Source organism: Pseudomonas sp. FW305-28 (genome assembly GCF_017351395.1).
GTDB lineage: Bacteria > Pseudomonadota > Gammaproteobacteria > Pseudomonadales > Pseudomonadaceae > Aquipseudomonas > Aquipseudomonas fluorescens_AA.
In genome coordinates, this window is sequence record NZ_JACNDD010000001.1 from 116,929 (window position 1) to 130,923 (window position 13,995).

At 57.1% G+C, this 13,995-nt stretch carries 13 protein-coding genes; 3 read left to right on the forward strand and 10 right to left on the reverse strand.

Annotation, left to right across the window (positions count from 1 at the left end):
- Positions 1–3 precede the first annotated feature (3 nt).
- The gene (locus J4E53_RS00525; RefSeq protein WP_103308525.1) at positions 4–816 is read right to left on the reverse strand and encodes a response regulator transcription factor; all 813 of its coding nucleotides are present in this window, start codon (positions 814–816) and stop codon (positions 4–6) included.
- A 138-nt stretch (positions 817–954) separates the two neighbouring features.
- On the opposite strand from J4E53_RS00525, the gene J4E53_RS00530 reads away from it, so the two are divergent.
- Together J4E53_RS00530 and tssI are read left to right on the forward strand one after the other, a co-directional pair.
- Positions 955–2,058, forward strand: coding sequence for a polyamine ABC transporter substrate-binding protein (locus tag J4E53_RS00530; RefSeq protein ID WP_060741900.1), 1,104 nt, complete (start codon positions 955–957; stop codon positions 2,056–2,058).
- A 142-nt stretch (positions 2,059–2,200) separates the two neighbouring features.
- Complete coding sequence (gene tssI / locus J4E53_RS00535; protein ID WP_103308526.1) at positions 2,201–3,529, forward strand: type VI secretion system tip protein TssI/VgrG; 1,329 nt, start codon at positions 2,201–2,203, stop codon at positions 3,527–3,529.
- Between the two features lie 136 nt (positions 3,530–3,665).
- Here tssI and J4E53_RS00540 read toward each other — a convergent pair whose 3' ends face one another.
- The 5 genes from J4E53_RS00540 to J4E53_RS00560 all read right to left on the reverse strand — a co-directional run bounded on the left by J4E53_RS00540 (position 3,666) and on the right by J4E53_RS00560 (position 8,849).
- Entirely contained in the window at positions 3,666–4,685 is a 1,020-nt protein-coding gene (locus J4E53_RS00540; protein WP_060741902.1) for an SMP-30/gluconolactonase/LRE family protein, read from the reverse strand.
- Positions 4,686–4,719: 34 nt separating this feature from the next.
- A complete protein-coding gene (locus tag J4E53_RS00545; RefSeq protein ID WP_203225763.1) occupies positions 4,720–6,108 on the reverse strand; it encodes a tripartite tricarboxylate transporter permease in 1,389 nt (462 codons plus the stop codon).
- Complete coding sequence (locus J4E53_RS00550) at positions 6,105–6,581, reverse strand: hypothetical protein (protein ID WP_256587155.1); 477 nt, start codon at positions 6,579–6,581, stop codon at positions 6,105–6,107. The genes J4E53_RS00545 and J4E53_RS00550 overlap by 4 nt, the downstream gene beginning before the upstream one ends.
- A 61-nt stretch (positions 6,582–6,642) precedes the next feature.
- Complete coding sequence (locus tag J4E53_RS00555) at positions 6,643–7,563, reverse strand: hydroxymethylglutaryl-CoA lyase (RefSeq protein ID WP_060741904.1); 921 nt, start codon at positions 7,561–7,563, stop codon at positions 6,643–6,645.
- On the reverse strand, positions 7,563–8,849 hold the full coding sequence (locus J4E53_RS00560; RefSeq protein WP_103308527.1) for a hydroxymethylglutaryl-CoA reductase, degradative: 1,287 nt from the start codon (positions 8,847–8,849) through the stop codon (positions 7,563–7,565). The genes J4E53_RS00555 and J4E53_RS00560 overlap by 1 nt, the downstream gene beginning before the upstream one ends.
- 133 nt (positions 8,850–8,982) lie before the next feature.
- Here J4E53_RS00560 and J4E53_RS00565 point away from each other — a divergent pair, with 133 nt between their 5' ends.
- A complete protein-coding gene (locus tag J4E53_RS00565) occupies positions 8,983–10,377 on the forward strand; it encodes a PLP-dependent aminotransferase family protein (RefSeq protein WP_060741906.1) in 1,395 nt (464 codons plus the stop codon).
- 90 nt (positions 10,378–10,467) lie between these two features.
- Here the strand turns inward: J4E53_RS00565 and J4E53_RS00570 are convergent, their stop codons facing one another.
- From J4E53_RS00570 to J4E53_RS00585, 4 genes are all read right to left on the reverse strand, one after another.
- Positions 10,468–12,234, reverse strand: coding sequence for a S8/S53 family peptidase (locus tag J4E53_RS00570; protein ID WP_103308528.1), 1,767 nt, complete (start codon positions 12,232–12,234; stop codon positions 10,468–10,470).
- A gap of 191 nt (positions 12,235–12,425) precedes the next feature.
- Complete coding sequence (locus J4E53_RS00575; protein WP_060741908.1) at positions 12,426–12,719, reverse strand: hypothetical protein; 294 nt, start codon at positions 12,717–12,719, stop codon at positions 12,426–12,428.
- Between the two features lie 136 nt (positions 12,720–12,855).
- Positions 12,856–13,590 (reverse strand): arsenical resistance protein ArsH, encoded by a 735-nt coding sequence (gene arsH, locus J4E53_RS00580; protein WP_103308529.1) that lies wholly within the window; start codon positions 13,588–13,590, stop codon positions 12,856–12,858.
- 235 nt (positions 13,591–13,825) lie between these two features.
- On the reverse strand, positions 13,826–13,987 hold the full coding sequence (locus tag J4E53_RS00585; RefSeq protein WP_081015415.1) for a DUF2986 domain-containing protein: 162 nt from the start codon (positions 13,985–13,987) through the stop codon (positions 13,826–13,828).
- Between the last annotated feature and the right edge of the window lie 8 nt (positions 13,988–13,995).

The following is a 13,995-nucleotide window of genomic DNA, read 5'->3' on the forward strand; positions in this document are numbered from 1 at the left end:
CACTCAGCGTGCTGGCCTGCCTTCTTCAATGGGGAGGGAAATATTCTGTTTTGGCATGAAAAATCGAGCAAAGAGTTCAGATTGTGACTTGATGTTTAACTTTGCGTAGATGTTGCGGCGGTGAACTTTTATGGTCTCCGCCGAGAGGGACAGCTTTCCAGCTATTTCTTTGTTGGAGAAACCGCTGAGTAATAAACGGAGTACGTCACTTTCGCGTGCGGTAATTTGTGTGCCAAGTTGATTGACCGTTTCTGGCCACAGCGGCGGCTCGCTCAGTGTCTTCTCTACATCAATTTCAAAACCCATGCGCTGATGCATCAATGCAATCACCCACGGCTTGATAACATCAAGGATGGTTATTTGCTCTTGGCTAAAGCGGACTTTGCTGCCGATAGAAATGCATAACGTTCGGTCGGGGTCGAGTTGGACATTGTACTGGGCCTCATCCATGGAGATGTATTGGGCAAAATACTGATGGTAATACTCGGTTTCAAGAAAGTATTCCGGTGCAATGTCCAATAGGTGGAAGAAGCCACTTTGTGGGTTTTCCCGATTGGCTATATAAAACGGATCCAGCAAGTAAAGACCTTTCACATAGCGATGAGTGAATGCGTCGACTTCTTCCGCATCGGCGACCTCAGGAAGGCTGACGACCTGCACGTGTCGATTGCTGAAAATCAATACAACCCAATTATCGATCTGTACATATTCATTTAATGTGCGAACCAGTGAACTCCAGAAATCTGGGCGATTCAGCTGCATGATCAGCTTCCCAATCGATCGATGCCAAGCCAGGCTATGGAGGTCAAACGGCATTTTCTACCCCTTTAGGGTTAGGAATTAGCAGGTCAAAGGTAAGTATTCGTAGGTATTTACTATTCGGTAACACCCGGTATATTCGCTGCCAGGGTTTACGATGGCCATGAGGGCATATCGTCTTGACAAGGATGTTGCATGAGAAAGTCACATTTGCGAACCATTTTTTCGGCCTCGCTTCTCTGTGCAGGGATAAGCACTTCAGTGGCGGCTGTAGAGCCCGGGATCTATCTGTATAACTGGTTCGGGTTGCTTGCGCCGGAGACGCCAAAGGAGTTTGAGCAGGAAACTGGTACGAGCGTGCATATGGATGCGTTCGACAGCGCTGAAATCATGCAGAGCAAGGTCATGGCCGGGCGCACCGGATATGACGTGGTCGTGGCGACTTCCAATGTGTTGCCAAGCCTGATCCAGGCGGGCGTTCTCCAGCCTTTGGATCGTCATCAGCTGAGTAACTTTTCACATATCGACCCTGACATCCTGGCCCAACTCGCGGTCAATGATCCTGGTAACCGCTATGCGGTCCCCTATTTGTGGGGCACTACCGGCATTGGTTATGACGTTGACAAAGTCAGAGCGGCATTGGGTGATAATGCTCCGGTAAATAGCTGGGATCTGATCTTCAAAGAAGAAAACATCAGTAAGCTACAGTCGTGTGGCGTGGCAATGCTTGACTCGCCAAGCGAGATCATTTCGATTGCCTTGAATTACCTTGGACTCCCCAGCAACAGCAAGAACCCGGATGATTACCAGAAAGCTCAAGCCCTGCTGTTGAAAATCCGGCCTTATGTCCTTTATTTCGACTCGTCCAGAATCGACGCCGACCTGGCTGACGGCAATATTTGTGCAGTGGTGGGATGGGCCAATGGTGCCCTGGCGGCACAGGCCATCAACGAGAAGGCCAATACGGGACGCAAGATTACCTACAGTCTTCCCCGCGAAGGCGCGTTGTCCTGGTCGGAGAATCTGGTTTTGCTAAAAGATGCGCCTCATCCCAAGGAAGGCATGGCGTTCATCAATTATATGTTGCGACCGGAAATTATCGCCAAGACCTCAAACCATACGCTGTACCCTAACGCCAATAAGGATGCCGCCGAGTTTGTCGAGCAGAAGCTGCGAGACAATCCCTGGATTTATCCAGACAAAAAGACGATCGCGACACTTATTCCACTTGAACCCCTGCCATTGAAGCTGGAGCGCATCCGCACGCGGATCTGGACCAAAGTGAAGAGTGGCGTGTGATCCGGCTTTGATTTGCATGTCTGGAAAGTAATACGTAAACGCCGATATACAGGGCGCAGGGCTAGTTAGCCAATACCTGTCAACTCATCAGTCCGGTGTCTTCCGGTCCATTGCGCCGCCCTATGTAAAAAGAGAACAGTGGATGTTCAGCCCAGCCAATCAAACGCAGTTCAGTTTGACCATCAACGGTTTCGAGCACGATGTTCAAGTGCTCGCATTCACTGGGGAAGAGGGGATCAGCAGGCCTTACCTCTTCAACGTGGAGTGTGTTAGCGAACGGTCTGACCTGGATCTTGCAAGCCTTTTCGACAAAGAGGCTTTTCTGACGTTGGGCGCTACGGGCAACGGCATTCATGGACGGGTCTACCACATCGCACAAAGCGGTCATGACCAGGGTTTGACACATTACAGCCTGGCCCTCGTACCGCACCTGTCCTACTTGCGGCACCGCATCAACCAGAGGATCTATCAACAGTTCTCGGTGCCGAGAATCGTCGCCTTGATCCTGGAAGAGCACGGCATTCTGGGCGATGCCTATCGGTTTCGCCTGGGGGCGACCTACCCAGAGCGTGAGTACTGTACCCAGTACGGCGAAACGGATTTGCACTTTATCCAGCGCTTGTGCGAAGAGGAGGGTATCCACTTTCACTTCCAACACAGCGTTCAAGGCCACGTGCTGGTGTTTGGCGATGACCAGGCGATTTTCCCCGGGATCGGACAGCCCACTGCTTATGGGCAAGCGCGCGATACGGTGACCAACGAGCCGCTGATCAAGCGCATCAACCTGCGTCTGGGGCAGCTCCCCCGTCGTGACTCGCACCGCAACGATGATGTCGAGCAACACCTGGACATTGAAGACGATGACAGGCTGGAGCGTTTCACCGGTCATGAGCACGGCGAGCAGAGACGTCTTCGCACTATGGAGCGTCGCCATGCGGCTTATCGTCAAGCCGAAGGGCAGAGTGACCAGACTCGCTTAGCCAGCGGCCATGTGCTGGAAATCTCGGGTCATCCGCGCCAGGAGTGGAACGCCCTATGGCTACTGACCCAGGTCATCCACGAAGGTCGGCAACCACAGGTATTGAATGAGGATGTCGCCGGTGGCAACGCTGCGCATGAAGGTGACTTCCATCAGGGTTACCGCAACCGCTTTATCGTTCTTCCATGGAATGTGTCCTATCGTCCGTCGTTGGCCCACAAGAAGCCTCGGGTGCCAAGCGACCAGACGGCTGTTGTCATCGCCCTGCAAGACGAAGAGATCCAGAGTGATGGGTGCTTGGCAAGGATCAAGGTCAAGTTCCCTTGGGACCGCGACGACAGATTTGATGACAAGAGTCGGTGTTGGCTGACGGGACCCTCCGATTGGGGGTGTGAAGTCGCGCCCCTGCGGACGGGCATGGAGGTTATGGTTACATTTCTTGAAAACGACCCCGATCAGCCGCTGATCAGTGGTTGCTTGTGTTGTCGCTAAGGCGGGCTTGCCGCTACCTTCGCCATTGTTCAGTGCTCCACGGACGTACCCTTTCGATTGGTGCGGCGCTCTGTATTCAAGTTTTCGGTATCGAAGAATCGACACCGCTACCATGATGGAATGCGCCGGGATTTTGCTATTGATGGGAGTACAGTTTCGCAGCATTGGCAAAGCCTTTGGCTCTGAAAATAGCGCTGCCTTCGCCGAGGCTGCCGTCATTGCTCACGAGATAAACCTCGTTGGTGTCGGGCTTGAGCGCCATGCTCGTCGAGCGAAGAAAGTGGCCCTTTTCGCGCCCCGGAATCAAGATCTGGCCGATGGGCAAGCCGTTAGGATTGAGTACCAGCACGCGGCCTTGGCTGTACAGGGCCACGTACAGATTGCCATCTTGATCGACACGCATTGAGTCAGGTGATGGGCCGCTAAACCGGTAAACAACGGCTTCCCCGAAGGGAGCGATTGTCTTGGCATCTTTCAGTTCGATTCGGTGCAGCAGCCCCGTCGCGAACTCAGTGACCCAAAGGGTCTTGCCGTCGGGAGAGAGCGCAATGCCGTTGGCGATCGCTAGATTGGGCAGGATCGAGACGATTGTCTTGCCGCCAGCTGGGACGTAATAGACGCCGCCGGTGGGCTGAGTCGATGTACCCTTGAAATCGGTGAAATAAAATCCCCCTGTGCTGTCGAAAACGAGGTCATCCACCAGATGGTTTTTGCTTGCCGGGATGATGACTTGCTTTCCTGAGCCGTCCGGTTTGTAGGCTGTCAGGTTGCCGGTATTTTTGAAATTACCCAGCCCTGCCACAAACAATCTGCCGTCTTTATGAATAGCCAGTCCCGCACTTCCCAGCGCGTTTTTCGGCACAACGACACTGAGTTTCTTGTCGGGATCGACCTTTAGAACCTGCCCCCCGAACACCTCGACAAACAGCAAATTGCCGGCCCTGTCGAACGATGGACCTTCCAGTTGCAGGGGGCCGTCGGACACCTTCAGCCACAGATCGGCTGTCACCGTCGGCAACTCTTTTTCGGGTGATCCAATGGCCTGGAGTTGCTGGCCCTCCGCCGAGTAGTTCAGGGTGGGGATAGCGTCCGCGTGGGCTTGTAGGATGCCAGCGCTGAAGGCCAGGCACAGGGAAGCCAAGAGTTTTTTGCGCATGTGGGTGACCTTCTTGTTGTTATGTTGGATTGGCTCATGCGTTCAATAGGGCGACGATGGCGGGCACCGTCAGTACAGCGGTGTAATACCCCATGAATTGCACGCCGATGTTGAAGCCAAGGAAGCGCGATAGAAAACCACCCAGCAGGCCGACGGTGACAATGACCAGTAAGCCGAGTGCTCCGCCCTCCCAGATGCCGATCACCAGAATCAGGCCGACAAACGTCGAGATCACCGCTTCGTGACTGATTTTGCGTGAGACGAAGGACGCTGCCCGGTGGGCGTAATTCATCGTGAAGGGATAGGCAATGAGGATCGCCACGATCACCGCCAGCATCCCATAACCCAGAAACTCCCACGTGCTGAGCAGGGTATGGAGGTTGTTGACCTGCCCGGTGGCGGTGTCAACGCTGAAGCGAGGTGGGGCGTTGAACAGCGGTGCGGCCGGCCCTGCGGCGACCGGACTCAACGGCAAGCCAAACGCGATCAACGGGATCAAGGCTTCAGCGATGTATGTCGCTTCAGTGACGCCGTTACGGGCCGTGATCACCGTTGTCAGCCGATGGTAGACATGCTTGACCCGTGACCCGACGAGTTCGCCCATGATCACGGTCATCGCAACGGGGCTGAAGACGAACGTTGCACTGGAGATAATGGCCGTGATCGCAGTCCACAGGCTTTGTTTGCTGTCCAGCACCTTGAGCGGGTTGGGGAAAAAACCGCCCCAGCTTTTCACATCCGCAGACAGCGAGAAGGTGCGCACCTGCTGGCGTCTCATCGTCTCCCGTTCAGCGGGGGCGAGCATTGAAAATAGCGCGGCAATCAGCGGGCCAATGGCGATACCGAGGAAATAGCTGACGCTCAGCTTGACGCCGTATTGTCCGGTGATGCTTTGCAGACCGACGATGACCATCACGAAGGGGACAAGCGCGAGCACCGCCGCAAGTCGCCCCTTGGAAAACCATGCAATGGCGATCGCAGCGAGCAGGAAAACCCATGGGGCGGCGCGTTTGATCGTGTCGCCAAAAGGCGCAAGCATCACGGCGAAAAGCACCGCCGTGGGGACTGCGATCAGCGCCGCGATAACCGCGCCTGAAATCATCTTGCGCAGGGCGACGTGCGGTACACCCAGATTGCGCAGGAAGTTGGCCTCGCGCATCAGGGGCGTTGCCAGGGTGTCGCCGGGGATGCCGAGTAATGCCGTGGGCACGGCGTGAGTCATGTGTTTGGCCACTGCACCTGCGAGAAAGAACGTCAGGACACCGGGCGCAGGTACACCCAACAGCACCACGAGCAATGTGAGTGGGGCGAGGGTGGTGGTTTCATCGCTGCCCGAAATGAGGCCAATCCCGGCGAAGATCACTGCACCTAATATGCCCATCCCGAACGCAATGAGAATCTGCTCCAACAGGGGTGTCATCATGACCGGCCACCGTTGGCCCGGATCGGAGCGACCGGGGCTACCGTTGCGTCTTTTTGAGCGTTAGCGGGGCGGGTGAGGTTTGTCTCGTACTCTGCAAACACCTCATAAAGATCCATTTCACGCAGTTCAGCGAGTGTTTCTGTGGGTAGATCCGACAGGCTTCCAAGGTCTCCGAACTCGTCCTGCAATTCCGATAAAACCTTTGCTCGCCACGCAGGATCTGCCTGGTGCTCTACCACATTGCGGTTGGGTTTGAAGAGCTTTGCACTGATGGTTCCCCCCACCAGGCAGCCGACGATGCCCACCAGCATGGCGTAGGCCTTGGCCATTTGGACATTGTCTACCCACCCCACGAGCAGGTGTTTGGCCAAGAAAAAAGCACCCAGGCTGACGGATGCGCCTATGGCAATGGCGTAAATCAGGTGACGACCGTTTACGGTGTCACCCCATAACTCATAGAGATCGGATTTCAAGGATTCCTCCTGCTGCCCTTGCGAGCTTTTATTGTTATGAACATCAAGGAATGTAGCGGAGTCAGGCCTCTCGTCGTCGTTTCGCCAAGAGCGCCCGTGCAACTCTGGACGCCGTTTCTCGACCCAGATGAGCGTCAATGAACTCCCCGGCGTCAACGACGGCATCCAGGTCGACGCCGTGTTTGATCCCCAGGCCATCCAGCAGATAAAGCACATCTTCAGTGGCCACGTTTCCGGTCGCGCCAGGGGAGTAGGGGCAACCACCCAGCCCGGCCACGGAACTGTCGAACACACGAACACCCATCCCCAGAGCGGTATGGATGTTGGCAATCGCCATTCCATAAGTGTCATGGAAATGACCTGCCAAGGCGTTCACTGGAACCACCCGGGTACAGGCGTCCAGCAACGCTTTGGTGGCCGCGGGCGTTCCTGTTCCAATGGTGTCGCCCAAGCTGATTTCGTAGCAGCCCATCCCATAGAGAGCGGCACTCACGGCAGCCACCGTTTCAGGTTTAACGTGACCTGTGAACGGGCAACCCATCACGCACGAGACATAGCCTCGCACCCTGACGTCGGCATCCCGGGCGCGCACCATGACTGCCTCAAAGCGCTCGAGGCTCTCGGCTATGGAGCAATTGATGTTCTTTTGAGAGAACGCCTCGGAAGCGGCGGCGAATACCGCCACCTCGCGGCAACCCGCTGCCAGCGCTTCCTCCAGTCCGCGAGCGTTCGGGACGAGCGCGGTCCAGGTGACATCCGGCAGGTCCGGCAACGCTTTAAAGACGTCACCTGATCCTGCCATGTGCGGCACCCATCGTTCTGAGACAAATGCACCGGCTTCGAGTGTCCGCAGGCCCGCATTGGCGAGTTTTTTAAGCAACTCGACTCGTATGGCGGGGGCGAGCGTCCGGTTCTCGTTTTGCAAGCCGTCGCGGGCACCGACTTCCACCAATCGAACGGACAGGTCGAGATGGCTATTCATCACTCGGCCCGCTTTTGCTTGAGAAGCTCCGCCGCTTTGTCGGAGCGAACGTCGCGTGCATCGACCATCTCTTTGACCAGCCAAGTCACTTCATCGCCTTTCGCGCCGGCTGACAGTGCAATATTTCGTGCATGCAGCGCCATGTGGCCACGCTGGATGCCTTCCGTAGAAAGGGCTCTCAAAGCTCCGAGGTTTTGTGCCAAGCCGACGGCGACGGCGATTTCAGCGAGTTCCTGAGCGGTTTTCACCCCCAGAATGCGCAAGGAAAGTTGCGCCAGTGGGTGGGTTTTCGTGGCACCGCCGACCAGTCCGACAGGCATCGGCATTTCGAGAGTGCCCACCAGATTCCCTTTGCTGTCTTTTTCCCACGTTGTCAGCGAGCCGTAGTGTCCATCGCGGCAAGCGTAGGCGTGAGCCCCCGCTTCCACTGCGCGCCAGTCGTTACCTGTGGCGACGATCAGCGGGTCAATCCCATTCATGATGCCCTTGTTGTGGGTCGCGGCACGGTAGGGGTCGATGACGGCAAAGTTGTAGGCGTCGAGAATGCCTTCGATCACGTCCTCACCTTTATAAGCGCCAGTGGTGAGCAACGCTGGGGCAATACGGACCTGGGCACGGGCCAGGCGCAAGTCGGCGAGGTTCGAGAGAATGCGCAGGCGTACCTTCCCGCCGGTGATTTCCTCCATCAACGGGGCGACGGCTTCTGCCATCGTGTTCACGGTATTGGCACCCATCGCGTCACGCACGTCCACGATCAAGTGAGCCACGAGCATGGGGCCTCTCGGGCTTTGAGCAAAGGTGTGGACTTCGATATCCCGGCAACCGCCCCCTAGCTTATTGAGCAATTGATCCTTGCGGTTTGCCAATTCAATGATGTCGTCTTTGTGACGCAGGAGGCTGAGCCGGGCATTGAAGGGGTCTTCAATGTCTACGATCTGAACTTGTGCGCGCATCAGCGGTTGAGAACTGGACGTCAGGAATCCACCCGCGTCCCGGGCAAGCTTGGCCATGAAAGAGGCAGCGGCAACGACTGAAGGCTCTTCCACGACCAGCGGGACAATGACGTCTCGGCCATTGATCTGGAAATTGCTGGCGACGGCGTACGGTAATTCGAACTTGCCGATCACGTTTTCGATCATGCCATCAGCCATTTCGAGCGGGAGCGCGCCTTCGTCGCTAAGCAGGGCCACGTCAGCGGCCGGGAGGTTGAGCAGGTCTTGAAGGTGATTGAGGCGCTCGGCAGGCGTCAGGCTGCGAAAATTGGGAAGGCGAGAGTCGATGCTCATCTGGAAATCCTGTCGCGGTTGTTGTTTTAAGTTGCAGCCACACTATTCCGCTCTGTGCCTGTAAAGAAGGTACAGTTTGGACAGACAGTACCTAAGCTGTACCCTTGTTGCTGGCACTGGAGGGATTCTCAGCATGAGCAGAATGACCTTGGCTCAGCAGCTCACCGCTTCGTTGGCAGCCCAGATTGACGACGGCACTTATCGTGTGGGCGACCGTTTGCCGTCACTTCGTGAATGCATGCGTTTGTTGGGCCATTCAAAAAATACGGTCATCACGGCGTATGAAGCACTGGCCTCTCAAGGCTTGGTTGAAGCCAGGCATGGGCAGGGGTTTTTCGTCAAACAAGGCACCTGCGGTCACTACGAACCCGAGGAACCGCCGCCCTATGCCAGGGCGATGGATACCATTTGGCTAATGCGCCAGCAATTCGTCCGTGAGCCTGGGCATTCGCCTCTTGGGGAAGGATTCCCTCCCGTAGAGTGGTTAATGGACATGCGCCTGGACAAGTTCACCCGGCAAATCATGCGGATGGGCGTTACCACGCTGTTCAGGTACGGAAATCGGCTGGGCAATGCCAGCCTGCGCCAGCATCTGGTGCAAAAATTGGCGTCTTACGCCATTAGCGCGAATCCTCGGCAAATCGTCACGACTCACGGTGCAAATCATGGGCTGGACCTGATCATCCGACGCTTCCTTGCGTCGGGGGACACGGTACTTGTCGAGGATCCAGGCTATTACCCTTTGTTTGGCAAGCTGCAATTGCAGGGGGCTCGAATGCTGTCCGTGCCGCGTCTGCCCGATGGCCCGGATCTTGATGCGCTAGAAGCACACCTGCGCCTGCATAAACCGAAACTGTTTTTCATACAGTCCGTTGGCCATAACCCGACAGGGTCTGACATTTCGCCGGGTAAGGCGCATCGACTGGTTCAATTGGCACAGGAGCATGATTTCATTTTGGTGGACGATGACGCGTTGGCTGATTTCAAGCCCGCCGCAGCCATCAGAGTGTCGGCATTGGACCAACTGAAGCGTTCGCTGTACGTGGGGAGCTTTTCGAAATCCGTTTCCGCAGCCCTGAGAGTGGGGTTCATCGCGGGCAGCAAGGAGGTTATCGATGAGTTGGGCGACCTGAAAATGTTGCTGCACACCAGTTCTTCTGAGCTTTGCGAGCGAACGGTCGACGTGGTGTTAATGGAGGGGCATTTCCTCAGGCACTTGATTCGGCTTCAGGAGCGGGTCAAATCGGCTACCGCCGCAGCGTTGCAAATGCTGGATGAGATGGGGGCCGAGGTGTTCTGTCGTCCTGAGCAGAGCCTGTATTTATGGGCCAGGTTTGCTCATTTCGACGATGCCAGGGAGTTGACCCGGCTGCTGTTGCCGAAGGGTTTCATGATCGCTCCCGGGCACATTTTTTCGCCTGAGCAATCGCGTATCAATCCATGGACGAGACTCAATGTGGCTTATCTGAACGACCCGGTCTTCAAGTCCACGTTGCAACAATGGGCGGTGGATGGCGGGGGGCGTTGATGAGTGCTCCAAAGCCTGCCGGACCCGCGAAGCCAAGCCCCGGCGAGCGCGGTGCAATCCATCCACCGACTGACCCCATGACCCACCGGTTCAGCGCACGCGATCACGGCTTTGCGCGGCCAGGTCCAGGGCCTTTTGCATGTCCAGCCGCGCCGAGCGGCCGACGTCTTTGTCATTGAGTTGGTAGCGACGCTCCGACGGCAGGATGGGCGCGGTGAGGTCTTCGGCGTCCATCTGTTCGAAGTCGTGGTTGTCGCCGATGGTCATGGCGCTGCGGCGTAGCAGCATGCGCAGCTGCTCGGGTTGCAGTTGCGGGTTGATGGACAGCATCGCCGCCAGCAGGCCCGCGACCATGGGCGTGGCGTAGGACGTGCCGCAATGCACTGCGCCTTGCTGGCCGGCGTTGGTTGTCGAGGCGTGGGCGCAAGCGGCGGCGGTGATGTCGACGCGCATGTCGATGTTCGAGGAGCTGCGCTTGACCGCATAGGCCGGGTCGTCGACGGCGACGCCGGTGCGTTCGCTGCGCTGGTGCCCGCCGACCACCAGCAATTGCTCGGTGATGAAGGAGGAGGGCAGGCGGTATTCGTCACTGCCCGAGAACGAGGAGCCATTGCCGGCGGAGTTCACTACGATCACGTCGGGATGTTCCTTGCGCAGCCAGAGGAAGAACTCTTCCAGCAGTTCTTCGTAGCCGCCCATGGCCAGGCCCGAGCGCAGCAGCGAGTCGACGTCATCGCCTTTGATGTCTTTGGCGCCGACGCGATGGATGCCCCAACTCCAATTGAGCACGCGCACGCCATCTTCCACGAGGTTGACTGAGGCGGCGATGTTGGCGGTGATCCCGGCATCGGAATTACGTTCGACGATGACCTCGAAGCCACCGCTGGCCTTGTCCAGGCCTCGGAGCAAACCGGTGTTGCCACTGTCGTCCCAGCGTGCGGCGAGGATGCCGGCGACGGTTGTGCCGTGGTTGTCCGGTTTGTCCGCATCACGGGCGTAGAGGCAGGTGCGCGGTGGTGAGCAAGCACCGAGGTAGTCCGCGAAATCCGTCGTGTCGAAATCCACATCGCGCTCGATCAGGCCGATGCGCACCGGTTGCGGCTGGATGGGCTGCTGTCGCCCGGGGATGCGTCGTTGGTAATAATTCACCGCGTCGAGAAAGCGATTCGCGGCCCATTCGTCAGAGTCCAGGGCCGGTTTCTTCGGCTCTTCAGGCTGGGCAGGGGCCTGCTCGCTTTCTTCGACCGAGGACTCCTCGGTGACCACGGCATCCACGCTGGTCTCGCTGCCCAGACGCAGGACCAAGGCGTCACGCTGCACCAGATCCTTGGCCGGCAGACGAAGTTGGTACAGGTTCAGCGGCGCGATGCTACCGACCACTTTCGCTCCGTATTTCTGGGCCAGCCGCTCGGCTTCCTGACGACCATCACGGTCTTCCTCGATCAGCACGCTGACCAGGTCGACGTAGGTGGTCAGGCCGTCCATGTTCTTCGCCACTTCGTCCGGCCCGGCGGCCAGCACATGACTGTTACGCAAGGTCAGCCAGGCGGCATTGCTGGTGCGGGGGCCGTCTTCCAGCCAGAGCGGGCCACTCTGGTAATCGGCGCTGTCCAGGCGCAAGCGCAGGTTTGCCCCTTCACGCTGGACCGTGTCTGCGGGTAGTGCCTTTGCGCCCAACTTGAGTTGTGGCGTTGCGTCGCCCAGCCCGCGCGCTGTCAGGCACCAGTCCTGATGCTGGCTTTGCAGCAGGTCGCCACAGCGTTTCAGGCTTTCCAGGCGCAGAGGTTCCTGCGCAGCGGTTGCCGTGCCGGCAGCCAGGGTGAACAAGGTCGCGAGGGCAGTGGGTCGTAGGAGCATGGGCCAGGTTTCTTTGTCGAGGGTCCTGTTGCTCCGACTGCTACGGTGTTCGCTTCGTTCAGCGGGAGAACGATGCTCGGCGAATACATCTTCTTCAGAAACTCTCGAGGTGGTCGAAATTGGCCAGCGTCTGCGACATCGACAGCGTGCCCTCATGGCGGTAGGGGTAAGTTTCTTTCACCCCGCTGGCGTTACACGCATCCCACATGAACGCGATACCTGATATCCCGATCAAAGTGGTCTTCCGGGTTCTCATAAGCTTCTAGTGTTTCCAAGAACCCTGTCCGCTCAAGACTCGTCAAATCCTCAAGGGTCCAATCGAAGGGGAAGTCGCTGGAAAAGCTCTCGCCTTGATATTCAACCCATTGAAACACCGGGAAGGGCAGGTAACCGAGCCACTCTGATCGATAGGTGATCTCGTCGGATTCGCTACTCGTCACCACGGCGCGGATCTTGTTCTTGATGGCTGCTTGGCGTTCATCCATGGTGTTTCGATCCCTAACTCGGGGTTGGGCTGGAGGGTTTGGATGTAATAGCGCTCACCCATGCGTTCCTTGCGGTTCAAGGGCGTATTTTGCCTCGAAAAGCCAAACGCAGCACATCCTGATTCTGCCGCTGCGCCTAGATGGACCTCTGGTTAACGCGTTTGGAAAGTGCTTCGGCGCTTTCCTTGCGCTCGGAGTAGCGGTCGACCAAATAGGCTTCTCTGCCACGCACCAGCAAGGTGAACTTCATCAGTTCCTCCATGACATCGACAACCCGGTCGTAATAGGACGATGGCTTCATGCGTCCGGCTTCGTCGAACTCAAGGAAGGCTTTGGGGACGGAGGATTGATTGGGGATCGTGACCATGCGCATCCAACGACCCAACACGCGAAGTTGGTTCACCGTGTTGAAGGATTGCGAGCCGCCGCACACTTGCATCACCGCCAACGTCTTGCCCTGTGAGGGACGAACCGCGCCCAGGGCGAGCGGGATCCAGTCGATCTGGGCCTTGAACACCGCCGACATCGAACCATGGCGTTCTGGCGAGCACCAAACCTGGCCTTCCGACCACATCACCAGGTCGCGCAGTTCCTGTACCTTGGGGTGATCGACGGGCGCATCGTCCGGCAGCGGCAGCCCGGAAGGATCGAAGATTGCGGTTTCGGCGCCCATGAGCTCCAACAGGCGTGCCGCTTCGCGGGTCAGCAACTGACTGAAGGAGCGCTCGCGGGTTGATCCGTACAGTAGAAGTATGCGCGGCTTGTGCTGTGGTTCTGCGCTCTGCGCGAGCTTTTCCGGCGTTGGTACATCGAAAAGCGACAGGTCCAGATTTGGAAAGTCATTTGGGGGTTCGCTGGAAAACTCAGTCATTGCACCTCTCCCGTCTGGTCGAAGACCTAACATATGGAAAAGTGCATATTCGTATTTCCATATATTTAGCGCAAGACGCAATTTCGCTGACTGTCCGAAATTTCGCCGAGGGCAGATGATTTCAAGAGGAGGGGCGGCAGCTTGGAGCCTTCCCGGCAGGACTGAAGCGCAAGCTTGAGATCAGCAGCCAGGCGCGACGATTTTGGCGCAGCGCTTAAGGGGGCGGTGACGTGGATCAGCTTTGCGTAGGTGTGATGGGTGTTTCACTGGCTTCAGCTGCCAGTTTCAGGCGGTCGGCTTTGCTGATGTATTGATTCTTGCTTTTGGGTGCCAGCTTGGCACTGGCTTTTTTGGCGTTAGCCTTCAATAACTGGTTTATTTTCTTGCGGCGATTCATGTCGTTCT